The following is an 18214-nucleotide window of genomic DNA, read 5'->3' on the forward strand; positions in this document are numbered from 1 at the left end:
CACCTTGTGGATTAACTGCTAGCGGGTTAAATTGCTTTTTGCTAAAAATCGTTATATTAAATAAAATTCAGTCATACATTATAGACGTAAACCTCTAGTAGCGCCAATAACTGTCATTTTTACTTGCACAAAAAATAGTGCGAATAATGGACAGTTTGCGTAAGAATCGAGCACGACGCCATACACACCTTGGTTAAATTATTACCCAACTGTAGCGAATACGTCAGCAGTTGACGTTTGGCAAGTCTTAAATGCAAAAAGATGTGTCAAAAGTTTGCGATGCAATCAAATTATGCGCATAATAGCCGCATTAGTAGCAACCACAAGTGACTCAATATGATGAAAATAAAGCCAATTATTACTGCCATATCTATCGCAGCTGTAAGTGCTAGTGTAGCCGCACTTGCTGCACCTGCCGATAGTACTCGCACATTGCCAGTACGCACGGCTGACGCTATGCCAGGTCTTGCCAAAAAGGTTAGCCTTAATGTGCAAGAAAACCGTAGTCGCTCAGATGGCGCTGCTACTGTACAGTTAAATACAGAGAAAGCGAAACCAGTCGACAGCATGAACCAGCTTATCAATAATAAGCAAGAAGCCAATCAAAATGTGCCAGCCCCAGCTGCTGACAATATGAGTGCAGCAGAACTGACGCGTAAAGATGAGCAAGCTGACCGTAACGATGACATTAGTGAAGGTCAAGCCGTCGCTGCGCCTAGCGACCTATCATCTATCGACTCGTCTGATCCACTCGCTTTTGAGTTGCCAGAGAGTGAGAAGCGTCAAGACTTTAGCGATGATCCGACCATCAAAAACATCGAAGACAAAGATGGTAAGAAGCATACAACGCTGAACTTGTCGAACTATGCCAAGCAAGTGAACGGTGCTGTTTGGTCACCTAATATGAAAGTCAACTCAGCGATGACCATCAAAATGCAGGCGCTGCTCGATTGGAACCATGCTTCTCCTGGTCCTATCGATGGCGGTTGGGGCATGAACAGCAAAAAAGCCCTTGTTAACTTCCAAACGATGAAAGGCTTGCCAGCGACTGGTAAAATGGATCAAAAAACTTGGGACGCCTTGGTTAAAAACATCCCTGCAAACAAACCTGTCCTTGTCACTTATACGTTGACCGCAGACGATATCAATACCAATTTTGCGACCACACCTTCTGGTTCAGAAGCGAAGTCAAAAATGAAAGGTCTTTATTATCAAGATATCAAAGAGATGTTAGGTGAACGTTTCCATATGGATGTACGTTACTTAGACAAACTCAACAAAAACAAAAAGTATGCTGTTGGCGAGACTATCACAGTGCTAAATACTCGTGACAAGCTGAATCAACGTATCAATCGCGTAGTCGCCAACAAAGCCGACAAAACATTGTATGCCTACAATGGTGATAAGTTGGTTGCTACTTATCCGACGACCGTTGGTAGCGATGCCACACCATCTCCAAAAGGCACGTTCAAAATTATCAATAAAGTAAAAATGCCTTGGTATAAATCAACCGTCGGTGAAGGCGCTCAAAAGAAAGTTCATATGATAGCACCAGGACCAAACAACCCAGTCGGTGTCGTTTGGATGGGATTATCTAAGCCTTCTTACGGTTTACATGGCTCACCAGTACCTGAAGGTATCAGTCGTCAAGGCTCAGCAGGTTGTGTTCGTTTGACCAACTGGGATGTGTTAGAAGTTTATGCCAACATCGAAAATGGCGCGGTTGTCGAACTTCAATAAATAGAACTGTATTAAATCTAGCTTCGATGCTAGTTAGCAAATATTTTTAATGATGACAAAAAAGACCTCAATATTGAGGTCTTTTTTTGTTTGTTGATGGGCGGTTCCACTTCACATCGATAACACTTTCACATCGATAACACTGCTTGTCTTTGTGTCTTACTGTTCGCCTTTATGTCTTATAGCCTTCCTCATTGCCAGTAATACTGCCAATTTTTTTGGTAAAGAATAATCCTGCAGGTATCGAAGCTAGAACGCCCAATCCCACTGCTATTTGAATATGAAATATCTCATCGAACCCTGTAATGAGAGCACCAATCATAAAAAGTCCGATAGTCACAGTAGCTGCCATTGAGTAGATGACAGAAAATAACGGCCAGTTCATAAATTATTCCTTATCTTTATTGTGGATATAATATATTTAACCTTAATTCCACAAAAAAAGTAAGTATTTATCGTGAACCCTTGTAGCATCTATATTGAATGACTTTAGAATAAAAACCATGCTATTATTAAGGTTTTAGACTTAATCATAAGAAATACCAGTTCTTACTCCCACCTTCTCTCAACTCTTTTTTATATTTTCAAGAATCTCCTATATCTTTATCTATTTATCATTACAATAATGACTTTCTTTATCTACTAAGAACGCTATCTGCTATGTCCTCATCTGAAAAAAATACTGCGTCTAACTCAGTGGATCAAAATGATTCATCAGCCACTACTGACGCCTCTCACAATCAAGACGCGACAATCGATCCAGTAGTTGATGATGCCGCTGTAGACAATGATGAAAGCGAAGACAATCAACACAAACAATCGACTGATACAGATGGCGAAACAGACTCCGAAGTAGACACTGAATGTGCGCAGCCACCTGACGCTGAGATAACCATGGAAACCATCAGTGACGATGTGGTCGTAGCAACATTGGAATCGACAGAACCTGAGTCACAGTCAAATACTGAAGCGTCTGAGATTGCAGAGTCAGAAACTATAGAAGCGAAAGAAAAGTCCGATTTCTTCCAGTCGGATACGGCAGAAACAACAGAAAAAAGTGCTCGAGATGATAGTGATGCTGAAGTAACGGTAGAAGTAGAAGACGACTATGCTGATGACCCTGCTGATGACACAAACATCGCAGCACAGTCATCAGATAACAAAATAGCCAATCAACAAAAAACAAAAAACAAATCTAGTCGCAATAATGACCATCAAAATAATGACTCAGAGGATAATAATCAAAGTAAAGAAACCGATGTAGAAGACAGCGACGCTCAAAAGTCTCAAGGTGAAAGTGACGAAGATGAGGTTCAAGAGGAAAAAGAAGCCAAACTTGAGTCTTATAAGCAGTTTGTCGCCGAACAGTTTAGCAATCAAAAAGTAGATTACCCAGAAGTACGGGTTAGGATTGAGGCGAACGCGCTGCCTAGCAAGATGTATTTCATCATGAACATCTTATCTGCCATTATTGCCAGTTATGGGCTAGTGACCAATTCAGCAGCCGTGGTCATCGGAGCTATGTTGGTTGCGATGATGCTAGGCCCTATCACGGGTATAGCACTAGCAATTATCGATCACCGTATGCCATTGCTACGTAAGTCGCTCTTTACCGTCATTATCGGTGTCTCACTGGTGGTATTAGTCGGCTTTATCGTTGGTTGGCTACATAAAGATCAACCGCTAACGGCAGAAATCCTATCACGTACCCAGCCTACTTCCATGGATCTGATGATTGCCTTAGCAGGTGGTACTGCTGGCGCGTACGCGATGGTATCTCCGCATCTCTCGGTTGCTGTTGTTGGCGTTGCAGTTGCCACAGCCTTAGTACCACCACTAGCAGCTAGCGGTATCTTGCTCGCTAATGGCGAGATGCAGCTTGGGCTTGGTGCGCTGTTATTGGCAGCGACAAACATTCTTGCTATCCAGTTTACCAATGCGCTTGTATTATGGGTATTAGGCTTCCGTCGTTTGGTCGATGACGATTATAAATCCAATACTTATCTGACTTTTTTGCAGCGTAACGCGGTGACTTTATTACTACTCGGGGGCTTAGGTGCCTACTTGACTATCAATTTACAAACCAATGCTAAGCAGCAAGTATTTGAGAGTAGTGTAAAAGAAGCCATCAACAACTACTTTATCGATCAAGGCAATGTATTAACCAATACGCAGTTTGATACCTCAGAAGAGAACCAAGTGGTGCGGGCAATCGTACGTGGAGAGACTTTGCCGAGCTCATACGACGTACGCCAGATTGAGACACTCATCACTAATGATATGGCAGAGAATTTCCCAGAGTACTTGCCAATCAAGCTTCAACTACGCTATTTGCCTGTGCAAGTAATCGAGTCTAATCCAACCACACAAGACAAATTGGATGAAACGGATGCGGCAATTTTGACCAACTAGCCTGCATACTCTACAAATTAGGCAATGACTAGCACACGTATAATAACCTAGTAGTTATAACTCTTGTACCAAGAGCTTGGGCGTTTGTGCTAAAATCGCTTGCAAAATTATTTTATGTCATTTACTCAATTCTATCCGTCAGTAAGGAGCCGCTGTGAGCCAGCCATTTCGCTCAGCCGATATTCGCCAAGCCTTTATCGATTTTTTCATAAGCAAGCAGCACACCCAAGTTTCATCGTCTAGCTTGATTCCGCACAATGATCCGACATTGCTATTTACCAATGCCGGTATGAATCAGTTTAAAGAAACTTTTTTGGGTATGGAACCACGTGACTATACACGTGCGGTAACCTCGCAAAAGTGCGTACGTGCTGGCGGCAAACATAATGATTTGGATAATGTCGGCTATACCGCACGTCATCATACTTTCTTTGAAATGCTTGGTAATTTCTCGTTTGGTGATTATTTCAAGCAAGCAGGCATCGAGTATATCTGGGAGTTTTTGACCTCGGAGAAGTGGTTAGCGATTGATAAAAATCGTCTCTATGTGACTATCTATGAGACTGATGACGAAGCCTTTGAGATTTGGAATAAAAACATCGGCATCCCGAGTGAGCGCATCATTCGGATTGGTGATAACAAAGGTGCTCCTTACGCTTCTGATAACTTTTGGACGATGGGTGATACTGGTCCTTGTGGGCCTTGTACCGAGGTCTTTTATGACCACGGCGCCGATATCGAAGGCGGCTTGCCAGGTACGCCAGAAGAAGACGGCGATCGCTATATTGAGATTTGGAACTGCGTATTCATGCAGTTCAATCGTCAAAAGGACGGCACACTATTACCACTGCCTGCACCTAGCGTCGATACAGGCATGGGGCTTGAGCGTATTAGTGCCATCATGCAAGGCGTTCATGGCAACTATGAAATCGACTTATTTGTTCATTTGATGGATGCAGCAGCTGACATCTTAGAGATCAATAATGAGCAACAATCATCATTGAAAGTCATCGCCGACCATATTCGTGCTGTAGCATTTTTGATTGCTGATGGTGTTACGCCAAGTAATGAAGGTCGCGGCTATGTATTGCGCCGTGTCATTCGTCGCGCGGTACGTCATGGCAACAAGCTTGGCGCTGATAGCGAGTTCTTCTATAAGATGGTTGCGCCGCTTGTAGCTGAAATGGGCAGTGCCTATCCTGAGCTACAAGACAAACAAAGCGTCATCGAAAGTGCTATTCAAAAAGAAGAAGCACAGTTTGCTAAAACATTGGCACAAGGCTTACGTTTACTTGCCAGCGAACTTGAAGGCTTACAAGATGGCGATACGCTATCTGGTAAAGCTGCATTTAAGCTCTATGATACCTATGGTTTCCCACTTGATTTGACCGCAGATATCACTCGTGAGCGTGGTATTGCTATTGATGAAGCCGAATTTGATGAGCATATGCAGGCACAACGTGAGCGTGCGCGTGATGCTGGCAAGTTTGACGTCGATTACAGCAGTGTCATCCAAGTAGAAACGCCAACGACATTTATCGGCTATGAGCAGCTTGAAGAAGACGGCGTGACTATTGACGCACTTTATCAAGACGGCAACCTAGCAGACAGCTTAACAGAAGGCATGGAAGGCGTTGTGGTATTAGATCGCACCCCATTTTATGCTGAAGGTGGCGGTCAAGTTGGTGAGCTTGGTGAAATCCGTACAGCATCTGGCGTCTTTGAAGTACAAGATACCAAAAAATCTGGTCAGGCGATTATCCATTATGGTGTCGTGACCATGGGCGATATCAGCACTAAGCAAACCGCTGAAGCGCAAGTACTGTCTAGCATTCGTGCAGCCAGTGCCAAAAACCACTCAGCCACTCATCTATTGCATGCAGCGCTAAGAGAAGTGCTAGGCGACGCGGTCACGCAAAAGGGCTCATTAGTTTCAAGCGAAGTACTACGTTTTGACTTTGCTTATGATAAGCCTGTCAGCGCCGCTGAAATCATGCGTGTCGAACGTCTTGTTAATGAGCAAATTCAAGCCAACACCCCTGCCCGTATCGAGCACATGTCGATTGACGAAGCGATGAACCAAGGCGCTATGGCGCTGTTTGGCGAAAAGTACGGCAGTGACGTTCGAGTCCTAACCATGGGTACAGACCGTATCGTTGATGGTCAGCGCAAGCCTTTCTCTATCGAGCTATGCGGTGGCTTGCATGTACAGCGTACGGGCGATATCGGTGTGCTAAAAATCACCAGTGAGTCTGGTATTGCGGCTGGTATCCGCCGAGTTGAAGCGGTCACAGGTATGAATGCGGTCAAAAACATTCAGCAAAGCGAGCAACAGCTAAGTGAGTTGGCAAGTCAGCTGAAAGTAAAACGTCCTGAAGTAGCGCAGCGTGTCCGTACTATGGCTGATAAGCAACGTAACCTAGAAAAACAACTAGAGCGTTTGCAACAAAAAATCGCCAGTGCTCAAGCAGCCAATTTGCTTGATGATGTACAGACTATCGCTGGCACTCCAGTTCTTATCAGCACTTTAAGCGGTATCGATGGTAAATCCATCCGTACACTGATGGACGATATCAAATCAAAACTGCCTGATAGCGTGATTGTATTGATTGGTGATAAAGATGACCAATTAGCACTCGCAGCAAGCGTCGCAAAATCTGTCACTGCCAAAGTGAAGGCTGGTGATATTATTCGTCATTTGGCAGGTGAGCTTGGTGGTAAAGGTGGCGGTAAGCCTGACTACGCGCAAGGCGGTGCACCGAAGTCTAGTAACAGTGCAGCGGTTATCAGCGCTCTACCTGCTTGGATTGAAACCCAGCTTAGCTAAGCTAGCGAATATTAAACTCGCGAATATACTGGTATAGCGCGTCACAATGTACCTTATATTTATCGCATAGCTTTACTCTACTACGCATAGAATACGTGATTGGTTATAACTACTATAACCAATCGCCATACATCTAAGCACTCCTGAGGCTTAAAGTTATGCGGTAGATATGGTATAAAGGTCAACGTTTGGGCATATTGTTCATTCTATAAGGTTGATAGATACCATTAGAAGAATGAAAGACCTAAAGGCATAACTCTTATCATCTGGCTTTATCTATACAAGCATTGGCGAGTATCACATTGACTCTCATCAATGACAATAAAAAGTCATTATTGAATAAATAGGTAGATTTTTATGGCGTTAATAGTACAGAAATACGGCGGCACCTCGATGGGCAGTATCGACCGCATCAAAAACGTCGCCAAACGAGTCAAACGCTGGCATGACAATGGTCATCAAGTGGTCGTCGTGGTCTCAGCCATGAGCGGCGAAACTAACCGTTTGATTGATCTAGCTCGCCAAATTAGCACGCAACCTGATCCTCGCGAATACGATCAGATGGTCTCAACAGGTGAGCAGGTTTCTATCTCACTACTCGCTATGGCGATTAAAGAGCTTGGTATTGGTGCCCGTTCAATGACTGGTCGCCAAGTAGCGATTAAGACCGACAACGCCCATAACAAAGCCCGTATCGAAAGCATCGATGACAAAAACATACGTGAGCAATTAGATGCTGGCAATATCGTTATTGTGGCAGGTTTCCAAGGTATCGACGAAGAAGGCAACGCGACCACATTAGGACGCGGCGGTTCTGATACCACAGGTGTGGCGATTGCTGCGGCCTTAGGCGCTGACGAGTGTCAAATTTATACCGATGTCGATGGTGTCTATACCACTGACCCTCGTGTGACCTCAAAAGCCAAAAAGCTTGAAAAAATTACGTTTGAAGAAATGCTTGAAATGGCCAGTCTTGGCTCTAAGATTCTACAGATTCGCTCAGTAGAATTCGCTGGTAAATATGGCGTGCCGCTGCGTGTACTTTCTAGCTTTGATGAAAACACAGACGGTAGCTTTGACCAAGAATTTCAAGACAACGTGGGTACCCTAATTACGATAGACGAAGGAGACAATATGGAACAGGCAATCATCTCAGGTATCGCGTTCAACAGAGACGAAGCAAAAATCTTAGTACGCGGCGTGCCTGACCATCCTGGCATCGCCTCTGCTATCTTAAGCCCAATTGGTCGTGCCAATATCGAAATCGATATGATTGTACAAAACCTTTCGGATAACGGTACCACTGACTTCACTTTCACAGTTAACCGCACTGATTTAGATAAGACGCTAAAAGTGCTTAACGAAGAAGTGAAAGATGAAATTGGTGCCAAAGAAATATTGGGCAACAGTGAAGTCGTCAAAGTATCATTGGTTGGTGTTGGCATGCGCTCACACGCAGGTGTTGCTAGTCTTATGTTCCAAACACTGGCTGAAAACAACATCAACATCCAAATGATTTCAACCAGCGAAATCAAAGTGTCGGTTCTGATTCAAGATCAACACTTAGAAAAAGCCGTTAAGTCATTGCACACAGCATTTGGCCTAGATCGTGAAGACGGTGAAAGCAAAATCGCTGGGCTATAAGACACAAAAACTGTTAAAATATAGCATTAGCATTGATGGTTATCTATTAATCGCTATTAATGCCTTTATATAGTATGTAGACAAACAGCATTTAAATTAATAGCGTTTGAATTAATAATATCTAAATAAATACAGTACTTAAATAAAATAGGATCTTTTTAGGTCCTATTTTTATTTTTTAGCATAGTTGAAATGAGCATTTACCTAATAGTTTTGTGAAAAACCGTGACAGTATCTGTTATGCCGCCTATAATGGGGCTTTCATTTGGGCTAAATGAATCTACCTATCATTACCGCTATTGGCACGATATCTGGCATCGTGATAATGGTTATATTGCGTGTTTGGTGCTGCGGTAATGTTCTGCAATTGAGAAGTAATCTGATGAGTAATAATTTGTTGATGCGACATAAGGAGTGTGACGCATGTTAATTTTGACACGCCGCGTGGGCGAAACGCTAATGATTGGCGACGAAGTAAGTGTGACGGTTCTAGGCGTCAAAGGCAATCAAGTACGTATCGGTGTAAACGCACCTAAAGATATTGCAGTACACCGCGAAGAGATTTATCAACGTATTCAGCATGAGCGTTCTGTACAGTCGCAAATGCAGCATCTTGAGCAAGGCAACTTTTCGCCTTCGTTTGATGACGAAGACTACTTTAATCGCTAAGCTAGCTAAATTATAATGCTGAACGCTCAACGGCTATTACCATCATTGAGCACACATAAATATTATATTGTTTTTTTAATCTGCTCTGAGGTCATTTATTTATGAGTATCCGCCAATCAGATGTATCGGCATTACTTAATGGTTTGAACAAAAAAGCCATTGGATTCAATGATGTCATCAGCTTTATCGATGATTTTTATCGCTATGCACCTGCCCCTTTTGTAAATGGAATGGTACATAATGCAGCCGGTGAAAACGAAGGTAGCGCAAAGATTTTTGGTTTTGCTAAGCACCATGGCCTGAACCAATTGGACACGCTTAAACTATTTGGCGAACATTATGCCAAGGTTCAAGCAACGCCTAATGGTACCGATCATGCCAATATCCGTAATTTTTTACATTGGGGCTGGCAAGGGTTTTTGATGCAAAAGAACCCGCTAACGGTTCGTCCTAGTGTCGATACGACTGCTATTTAATCATCTATGATGATTAAGCTATTTCTGATAATTTAATTATTGGTAAAGTAAAAAAAGCCACGCTATATAGCGTGGCTTTTTTATGGTAGTTGTTTTTATAACAACCATTATAGACTTACTTATTTGTAGATCTATTTATCACGGAACTTAACAGGCTGTACCGCGCCTTTAGGATTCGGCATATTAGGATAGTGATGCTCGTGCTCGACGTCACATTCAGCGCCAACGACAGAACCATCATCTTTTACGGGTTTATGAATATAACCTGTACGCTCGGCTGGCGGCAGGTGCTCATGCTCCCATACCATCACTGCTTGCATACAAGTCTCGCGCTGCTCAGCGGTAATCTTACGACCGTCAGGCCATTTACCTAGCTCAATCGCCATACGAAATTTATCAACCACTTCGGGCGTTAGACTTGCTAGTATTGTTTGTTTATCCATCTTACCTACTCTCCACTACCATTTTTTGTATCATATTTTGGTCTAATAGATACGCTTATTCATTGTCTATAATATCATCATCGACATCAAGACTGAATTCTTCGGCATGTACGTTCCAGTGCAGCTTTGTACGGCAGGCCTCATAAAAGTCAAACCCAGGTGGGTGCAACAAGGTAAGCTTATCAGGATGCTTACGAATGTGTAGGCGCTGCTCTTGCTCAAGTGGCACGCTTGGCTTACCGTCCGCACTCACCATCGGCTGAGTACGATTGTCTTCATGAATACGAATACAGACCTCACTATTACCGCTGACCACAATCGGTCTACTAGATAATGTATGGGGATGCATCGGTACCAGACAAATAGCGTCCATACTTGGATGAATGATTGGACCGCCACCTGATAAAGCGTAAGCGGTAGAACCAGTCGGTGTTGCTGCTATCAAGCCATCACTGTGCTGTCTATAAACATCATGTCCATCAATTTTCATCTGAAAATCAATCATATGTACGGATTTACCAGCATGCAGTACGATGTCGTTCAGCGCCATATCTTCATGGATAATTTTGCGCCCTTCTCGTATCTCCATCGTCAATAAAAACCGATGATCCAGTTGATAGTCTCCCATCAATACTTGGCGTAACTTAAACGCAGCTTCATCAGGTTTTACATCTGCTAAGAACCCTAAGCGACCACGGTTTACACCAAGTACAGGTACACGGTAGCGTGCTAGCGCTTCAGCAGCATGTAATATCGAACCATCACCGCCAACCACAATAACCAAATCACAAATCTCACCAATCAAACCACGTTTAACGATTTTGACTCTTTCTATATCTGTGAGGTCAAGCGTTGGTAAATTGGCCGTTTGTACATCCATTATTAACGTCAAATTCATATCATTGACGGTTTGGGCAATCTGTACCAAGCTTTGAGTGACACTACGTTTACCAGCACGGCCCATTAGACCAATACGCCTAAAGGCAGGGTTTTTAATAGCGTGGAATAGCTCTGATTCATGTAAGTGTGGCAATCTTGCTGACTGCGCTGAGTTTTCCATAAAACGACTCGGTATAACGGTGAAGTACAAGGTAATGATAGCGATAAATGCGCGCTTAGACTAGCATGTTTATGAATTATCGTTGTTAACTGTCGTAACTGACCCCATATAAAAGCTATCGAATGTTTTACTTAGTCAGATCTTTCTGTTCAGTTTTTCAATTAGCGTATTGGGCGATACTGTAGCTCGATGCACTAGACAATGAACAGCCTGAGGTTGCACCGCAGCAGTTGTCACGCAAACACAGTTGACAATAATGGCGGTTTTGCTAAAGTAACTAACATCACTATTTTTATATTTTATTATTAAGGACTTATGTATGGCCAATCCTATTGTCAGTCGCGCAGAACTTGCGATCGGCGGTAATCCAATGACGGTCAAGGGCGTAATTCAAAAGACCAGCTTATTACTTGGTTTATCAGCCATTACTGGTGTGGGCTTTTTCTTTTATGCGCTTATGGCAGGTTTATCGCAAGGTTTTATTACGATGGCAGCTTTTGGTAGCATGATTGCTGCGTTTGTTCTGGCGCTTTTTATTACCTTCAAGCCGCAAAAAGCCAAGACTTTGGCAGTGCCTTACGCCTTGCTAGAAGGTATCTTTTTGGGCGGTATCTCATTATTTTTCATGAGAATGTATCCAACAGTACCAGTCACGGCAATGTGTGCAACTTTCGTCACAGCTGCGGTTATGCTAGGTTTATATCGTTCAGGTTTAGTTAAAGTTACTGAAAAGTTCCGCTCTATTGTGACCTCGGCGGTTATTGCTATCATGCTTGTCTATGTAGCACAGTGGGTACTTTCTCTAGCGTTTGGCTCATCATTACCGTTCCTATTTGAAGGTGGCGCTATCGCTATTGGCTTTAGCTTATTTGTCATCGTTATCGCTTCTTTCACCTTGCTGTTAGATTTCGATAATATTGATCGCGGTGTTGCGATGGGTGTTTCTGAAGATTACGAGTGGTTGTTCAGTATTGGTATTCTTGCGACCTTAGTCTGGATGTATATCGAATTTATGCGTCTGCTAAGCTATCTACAAGACTAATTGTAAGAGCTGCTTAACAGTATCTCTTTATAGAAAAAACCGCCCTTCATTTGATGGAAGGCGGTTTTTTTATGATCAAACTTTACAGGCTTGTTTAAATTAAGTACTTCTTAAAGAGGCTAAGCACGTTTTAAGCGCAATGCATTTAATACGACAAATAGCGAACTGAGCGACATACCAATTGCAGCGAGCCATGGTGGTACATAACCTAAAGCCGCTGGTATCAGAACAATACTGTTGTAAGCGAGTGCCCAACGGAAGTTTTGCTTGATAATACGTTCCGTCTTATCAGAGATACGTTTAGCCGCAGTGATGGCCTCGATTTGTCCATTTAAGATAATACTATCACTAGATACTTGTGCTAAGTCTGCCGCACCTGCAATCGAGGTCGACACATCTGCTGCTGCTAGCACTGGTGCATCGTTGATACCATCACCTACCATCAATACCACAGCACCGTTAGCTTGCAACTGCTGAATATGATTGACCTTATCGGTTGGTGATAGTCCGTTGTATGCAGATTGCATTCCCAAGTTCTCAGCCATCACTAACGCTTGCGGGCTTGGATCACCTGTCAACATAACAGACTCGATACCTAGTCCTTTGAGCGTATCGAGCATCGACTGCGCACTATCACGTACCTTGTCATTGAAATAAAAGCATGCCAGCGCCTGCCATGTTTTGCTATCAGTATTTTGACAAGACAATACCACTGCTGAGCTGGCTCGCTGAGCTACCAGATTAATGGTTAAATCATTACTAGCATCTATATCATTGACGCTATTATCTGTTTTATCTAGCGCAAAGTCCTTATGACCGATTCGATATACAGTGCCTTCAATCATTGCTTCTACACCGCCTGCTGGATAATGCTGTACGGCTTGTGTCGATGGCAGGTGTAACTGATAGGCCGCCGTCAGTAATGCGTGGGCAATTGGATGACGACTTCCCACTTCTAGCGCAGCTGCAATGGCCAATAGCGTATCTTTTTGCACTATTAATGATAAATCGTCAATTTCGGTCTGGCTTTTTGGTGTGATTAATTCGATATTTAATAAATTTGGCTTACCATAAGTCAGCGTGCCTGTCTTATCAAAAGCAACGTGCGTGATTTCAGCTAGCGTTTGTAAGGTATGGCCACGCGTCGTCAAAAAACCATAGCTTGCCAGACGATTGGTTGAGACGGTCAAGGCAATCGGCGTCGCCAATGACAATGCACATGGACAAGTAGCGACTAAGACTGCCACGGTTGCCCAAATGGCTTGGCTTGGGTCAACAATATACCAGCCGACAAATACTAAGACGGATAAAACCAAAATACGCGCGACAAACCAACGTGCCAGCTTATCTGCTTGCTGCGCCAATTTGGGTTTTTCGCTCATGGCACGATTCATCAATCGATCAATTAAGCCTATCTGACTGTCTTTTGGTAAGGCGGTGACTAGCATCTCAAACGGCTGGCTATCGTTTTGTGCACCACCAACAATATAATCGCCTTGAGATTTGATGATTAAATCACCCTCGCCCGTCAGTAGACTTTGTGACACTGTTGCAGTAGAGCTTAGCAAGATACCATCACTGATAATCTCAGAACCCGCTTCAACCAAAATGATGTCGCCCACTTGTAAACTATGAGCGGTGACCATTTGCTTTGACTCTATATCGCCTTCGGGCTGTGATTGCGTATTCGGTTGGTTACGTGACTGCTGCCATTCTTGAGCGATACGCGATGTGAGCTGATAAACATTGGCGTCCATACGCTGCATAAAGTCAGGCATCGGCTCTACTGTAGCCGACTCACCTTTAGTAGTTTCATTTTCAATAAGCTCATCTTGCTGAGACTCATTTTCTTTCAGCAGTTGTAAAATACGCTCGGCAGCTGCTTTGTCTTCAGCGACTTTTTGCACCAATACCGGCTCGACCACCACCAAATCATTAGCCATAGTCGCGGCTTTTAGACGTGCGTTATGCTCGATATAACGCCCTGCTAACAGAAAGAAGATAAACATGCTGACCGAGTCATAATACGTCTCCCCTTGCCCAGTGATGGTAGCGTAGAGACTGGCAAAGAAAGTGATAATCAATGCAAGACTGACGGGCACATCCATATTGACTTGGCGCGCACGAATTGCTGACCATGCAGAGGTGAAGAAAGGAATGCCAGCATAGAAAAATACAGGCGTACTCACAAATAAAGACACCCAACGCAAAAAGTCACGTTGGAATATCAACATGTCGCTATACTCACCAAAATAAAGCGCAACGGCATACATCATCGCTTGCATCGAACCTAGTGCAGCGATGCCGAGACGCAATAGCATTTGATTGTTATGACGTGCCAGCATGGCTTCGTGTGTATCTTGGCGATAAGGCTTGGCTTCGTAGCCGATTTCGTTGATGACCGCTAAAATACGACTGATGGGTAATTTGTTTTCATCCCAAATGACCCGCATACGTTGGTTGGTCAAATTTACCTGACATTTACCAATACCCTCTAGCTCATCGAGGCGCGACTCAATCAGCCAAGTACAGGCAGCACAGCGTAAGTTATTAACAGACAGCTCTGCTACTGACATGCCATCTTGCGCGTAAACGAATTGCGATTTTATCTCGTCATGATCGTAGACCTCGAGACGCGTCAGCTGAGTTGGCAAACTTGCCGTACGGTTAATCTCTGAACGGTCAAGATAATATTGCTCAAGACCAGCCTCTACTATGCTTTGGGCAGCTAACTGACAGCCCATACAACACATCTCTCGTGACTGACCTAATATCTCAGCATAAAACGGTGGCTGAGGTACAGGGTCACCACAGTGAAAACAGTGATCAGCCAGCGGAAGCACTAATCCTTCGATGATAGAAGTGTCTTCATAAGAATGATTGGTAGCAGATGATACTGATGATGGGATACTAGACATAGTCGCGCTTACTTCCTTTGACAGGCTTGCTTAAAATGCATTCATTTAAAGCAAACTTGCTCGTATTGACTGTACTGTACGTCATGCAATAGAGCCGTTTTTAATCACTTAAATATCACTACCGCTAGTAGCATAGTATTAATAACAAACGGCTAATAGCAAACCATTAGCAACAGCGAATTCATACAAAATACATCGTGAGGGCAATCGTAAATTGTTATCTTATATGGCGTTTATCTACCAGATTGAAAGTGACTGACGCTTTCTTACAAGTATCGGTATTTTAATAGGGATTATACTATAAGCCATTGCTATGAGCAGTACCATCGCTCATGGCCTACGACCAATAAATGCCCGCGTTGACGATGATAGATTGAAAAATTTGTCAATTTGCGTCATTATGAGGCAGTTTTTTATCCAAAAATGGTGCGACATCCGTGCAAAAACCTAATTACAAGTTACCAAATACCAAGTTATCAGCGTCATCTAAGTCTGCTATGCACACGCTACCCTCGCAGCAGCGCGGCTTGGTCTTTAGTAGTCTGCTATTAATTACCATCATCGCAGGCATGGTGCTGTTGGCGCTATATTTGATCAAACTTGATCGCACCATTACTCATAAGTTTGAGGGTAAGCGCTGGGACATTCCAGCCAAAGTGTATTCGCAGCCGCTTGAGCTGTATCAAGGCGCCAATGTCGATAGAGATACAATGAAGACATGGCTAGAGTTGCTTAACTATCAAAGCAACAAGGCTTATGACCGCACAGGTACTTATCATCGGACTGGCAATACTTACTTTATTCACACTCGCGGCTTTACGTATAGCGCTAATGATAAAGATGCCGAGCAAGTCATCAAAATGACGATTTCTGGCAATAAAGTAGAATCTATCCAGAGTACTCTGCCGGCTAAGAGCGGCATCATTCGTCTAGAGCCTGTCAATATCGGTGGTATCTATCCAGACAGTAATGAAGATCGGATGGTTGTGTCTTTGGACGAAGTGCCTCAGCCGTTGATTGATGCCCTTATCGCTACCGAAGATCGCGCGTTTTATGAGCACAAAGGGGTATCAGTACGTGGTATCGCCCGTGCCGTAATCAATAACTTTACTGGTGGTGCCAGACAAGGTGGCTCGACCATCACCCAGCAGCTGATCAAAAACTTCTATCTCAATTCAGATCGCACTATCAAACGCAAAGCCAATGAAGCATTGATGGCCGTGTTACTTGAGCTGCATTACAGCAAAGATGAGATTTTACAGACCTATTTGAATGAGATTTATCTGGGTCAAAATGGCAATCGCTCTATCAATGGTTTTGGTTTGGCTTCACAGTTTTATTTTGACAAACCTCTTAATGAGCTGCGCTTAGATCAGCAAGCAATGCTGGTTGGTATGGCAAAAGGTCCAAGTATTTATAACCCACGTCGCAATCCAAATGACTCAAAAGCACGCCGCGATGTGGTACTTAATAACATGCTGACCATGGGCACACTGAGCCAAGAAGACTACGACAAAGCCTTAAAGCAACCGCTTGGTATCGTGGATAAGCCTGCTGAAGGCAAAAGTCAGTTCCCTGACTTCTTAGATATTGTCAAACGTGAGCTAAATACCGTTTATTATTCTGACGACCTCAAGAACGAAGGTCTGATTATTATCAGTACCTTAGACCCTATCGCTCAATTAGCCGCAGACAAAGCTGTTGATAGAAAACTTGGTGAGCTGCGCCGTAACAGTAGCAAAACTAAAGATTTACAAGGTGCATTAGTGAGTGCCAACCCTGAGACTGGCGAGCTAGTGTCTGTCGTGGGTAGTGGCAGTGAATTTACAGGGTTTAACCGCGCGGTAGATGCCAAACGCCAAGTCGGCTCGTTGCTGAAGCCTATCATTTATATGACTGCGCTTGAGAGCGGTCGTTACAACTTGGCCAGTTCAGTAGATGACTCCCCTATTACGGTCAATCTAAACGACGGTACTGACTGGAACCCTAAAAACTACGACAACCGTGATCATGGCTATGTACCATTTACCACGGCACTATCTCAATCCTATAACCAAGCAGCAGTACGCTTAGGTATGGAGTTCGGCGTTAATACCTTTGCTAAGCAATTACAGCGCATGGGTATCAAAGAAAAAATACCACCTTACCCATCAGCATTGTTAGGCTCAGTTAATTTGAGTCCGATGGATATGCTTGGCATTTATCAAGTCTTTGCCACTGGTGGCTTCCGTACGCCTATTCATAGTATTCGTACGGTCATTGATGATCGCGGCCGTATCTTACAGCGTACTGGGCTTAACACTCAGCGCAGTATTCCACCTGAAACCAACTTTTTGACCAACTATGCATTACAGCAAGTCGTCTCAAATGGTACAGCCAGACGCGCCCAATCACTCGGCAGTAATTTAAACCTAGCCGGAAAAACAGGTACAACAAACGACTACCGTGATGCTTGGTTTGCAGGCTATAGTGGTAACTATGTGAGTGTCGTTTGGGTTGGTCGTGATGATAATAAACCGATTGGTTTAAGTGGTGGCACTGGCGCCTTACCAGTTTGGGTAGATTATATGAAACGCCTAAAACTGACTCCAGTTGCCCTACCAGAGCCAGAAGGTATCGAGTGGTTATGGCTAGAGAACAATTCAGGCAAACTGTCTAATGAACGCTGCGCTAACGCTCGCTACTTACCAGTAATGTCAGCTCACCTACCAGAAGAAGCCAGCAGTTGTGCGCTGAGCCTGTATCAGCAAGATCGCGCTCGTGAACAGACACAGTTTCAGAACCAGCAAGGTGATATCAATCAACAACGTCGCCGCGAAGGTTTAGAGATTCCAAATGTTGAATCTGATGATGCAGCAGGTAGCAGCGAGCAAAGTGAAGGTGATGAAGACCGTGCTGATACTTGGTATGACCGTGCTGTTGAATGGTTCTAGCTATTGAGTGGTTCTAGCTGTTGAATGGCTCTAATAGTGTTTTTGATATT

At 43.7% G+C, this 18214-nt stretch carries 11 protein-coding genes and 1 pseudogene; 8 read left to right on the forward strand and 4 right to left on the reverse strand.

Going from position 1 to position 18214, the window contains the following annotated elements:
- Nucleotides 1-336 precede the first annotated feature (336 nt).
- Entirely contained in the window at nt 337-1740 is a 1404-nt protein-coding gene (locus ACI2IW_RS01695; RefSeq protein ID WP_193834241.1) for a L,D-transpeptidase family protein, read from the forward strand.
- Between the two features lie 172 nt (nt 1741-1912).
- Here the strand turns inward: ACI2IW_RS01695 and ACI2IW_RS01700 are convergent, their stop codons facing one another.
- Nucleotides 1913-2125: a hypothetical protein gene (locus ACI2IW_RS01700; RefSeq protein ID WP_102094255.1), complete on the reverse strand. Its 213-nt coding sequence runs from the start codon at nt 2123-2125 to the stop codon at nt 1913-1915.
- Between the two features lie 275 nt (nt 2126-2400).
- Between ACI2IW_RS01700 and ACI2IW_RS01705 the strand changes: the two genes are divergently transcribed.
- The 5 genes and pseudogenes from ACI2IW_RS01705 (at nt 2401) to ACI2IW_RS01725 (ending at nt 9768) form a co-directional block, all read left to right on the forward strand.
- Nucleotides 2401-4152, forward strand: a complete 1752-nt coding sequence (locus tag ACI2IW_RS01705) for a DUF389 domain-containing protein (RefSeq protein ID WP_404692430.1) — start codon at nt 2401-2403, stop codon at nt 4150-4152.
- 154 nt (nt 4153-4306) lie between these two features.
- Complete coding sequence (gene alaS, locus ACI2IW_RS01710; protein WP_404692431.1) at nt 4307-6979, forward strand: alanine--tRNA ligase; 2673 nt, start codon at nt 4307-4309, stop codon at nt 6977-6979.
- A 357-nt stretch (nt 6980-7336) separates the two neighbouring features.
- Nucleotides 7337-8623: an aspartate kinase gene (locus tag ACI2IW_RS01715; RefSeq protein ID WP_057759246.1), complete on the forward strand. Its 1287-nt coding sequence runs from the start codon at nt 7337-7339 to the stop codon at nt 8621-8623.
- 423 nt (nt 8624-9046) lie between these two features.
- Nucleotides 9047-9214: pseudogene (gene csrA / locus ACI2IW_RS01720) on the forward strand (carbon storage regulator CsrA); the annotation flags it as partial.
- Nucleotides 9215-9393: 179 nt separating this feature from the next.
- Nucleotides 9394-9768 carry a HopJ type III effector protein gene (locus tag ACI2IW_RS01725; protein WP_057759243.1) on the forward strand — a complete coding sequence of 125 codons (375 nt, stop codon included), beginning with the start codon at nt 9394-9396 and terminating at the stop codon, nt 9766-9768.
- Between the two features lie 131 nt (nt 9769-9899).
- On the opposite strand, the gene ACI2IW_RS01730 is transcribed toward ACI2IW_RS01725, so the two are convergent.
- The gene (locus tag ACI2IW_RS01730) at nt 9900-10211 is read right to left on the reverse strand and encodes a YeaC family protein (protein ID WP_057759241.1); all 312 of its coding nucleotides are present in this window, start codon (nt 10209-10211) and stop codon (nt 9900-9902) included.
- A gap of 55 nt (nt 10212-10266) precedes the next feature.
- On the reverse strand, nt 10267-11271 hold the full coding sequence (locus ACI2IW_RS01735; RefSeq protein WP_404692432.1) for an NAD(+) kinase: 1005 nt from the start codon (nt 11269-11271) through the stop codon (nt 10267-10269).
- 319 nt (nt 11272-11590) lie between these two features.
- Between ACI2IW_RS01735 and ACI2IW_RS01740 the strand changes: the two genes are divergently transcribed.
- Complete coding sequence (locus tag ACI2IW_RS01740; protein WP_057759239.1) at nt 11591-12313, forward strand: Bax inhibitor-1/YccA family protein; 723 nt, start codon at nt 11591-11593, stop codon at nt 12311-12313.
- A 119-nt stretch (nt 12314-12432) separates the two neighbouring features.
- Here the strand turns inward: ACI2IW_RS01740 and ACI2IW_RS01745 are convergent, their stop codons facing one another.
- The gene (locus tag ACI2IW_RS01745) at nt 12433-15231 is read right to left on the reverse strand and encodes a heavy metal translocating P-type ATPase (protein ID WP_404692433.1); all 2799 of its coding nucleotides are present in this window, start codon (nt 15229-15231) and stop codon (nt 12433-12435) included.
- 437 nt (nt 15232-15668) lie between these two features.
- Here ACI2IW_RS01745 and mrcB point away from each other — a divergent pair, with 437 nt between their 5' ends.
- On the forward strand, nt 15669-18164 hold the full coding sequence (mrcB, locus tag ACI2IW_RS01750) for a penicillin-binding protein 1B (RefSeq protein ID WP_404692434.1): 2496 nt from the start codon (nt 15669-15671) through the stop codon (nt 18162-18164).
- Nucleotides 18165-18214: the final 50 nt, after the last annotated feature.

Origin of the sequence: Psychrobacter sp. NPDC078501, assembly GCF_044900935.1 — a bacterium.
GTDB lineage: Bacteria > Pseudomonadota > Gammaproteobacteria > Pseudomonadales > Moraxellaceae > Psychrobacter.

Excerpts from the sequence above, each read along its gene's own strand:
- ACI2IW_RS01695 (WP_193834241.1), top strand. The coding sequence starts at position 337 with ATGATGAAAATAAAGCCAATTATTACTGCCATATCTATCGCAGCTGTA.
- ACI2IW_RS01700 (WP_102094255.1), bottom strand. The coding sequence starts at position 2,125 with ATGAACTGGCCGTTATTTTCTGTCATCTACTCAATGGCAGCTACTGTG.
- ACI2IW_RS01705 (WP_404692430.1), top strand. The coding sequence starts at position 2,401 with ATGTCCTCATCTGAAAAAAATACTGCGTCTAACTCAGTGGATCAAAAT.
- ACI2IW_RS01715 (WP_057759246.1), top strand. The coding sequence starts at position 7,337 with ATGGCGTTAATAGTACAGAAATACGGCGGCACCTCGATGGGCAGTATC.
- ACI2IW_RS01725 (WP_057759243.1), top strand. The coding sequence starts at position 9,394 with ATGAGTATCCGCCAATCAGATGTATCGGCATTACTTAATGGTTTGAAC.
- ACI2IW_RS01730 (WP_057759241.1), bottom strand. The coding sequence starts at position 10,211 with ATGGATAAACAAACAATACTAGCAAGTCTAACGCCCGAAGTGGTTGAT.
- ACI2IW_RS01735 (WP_404692432.1), bottom strand. The coding sequence starts at position 11,271 with ATGGAAAACTCAGCGCAGTCAGCAAGATTGCCACACTTACATGAATCA.
- ACI2IW_RS01740 (WP_057759239.1), top strand. The coding sequence starts at position 11,591 with ATGGCCAATCCTATTGTCAGTCGCGCAGAACTTGCGATCGGCGGTAAT.
- ACI2IW_RS01745 (WP_404692433.1), bottom strand. The coding sequence starts at position 15,231 with ATGTCTAGTATCCCATCATCAGTATCATCTGCTACCAATCATTCTTAT.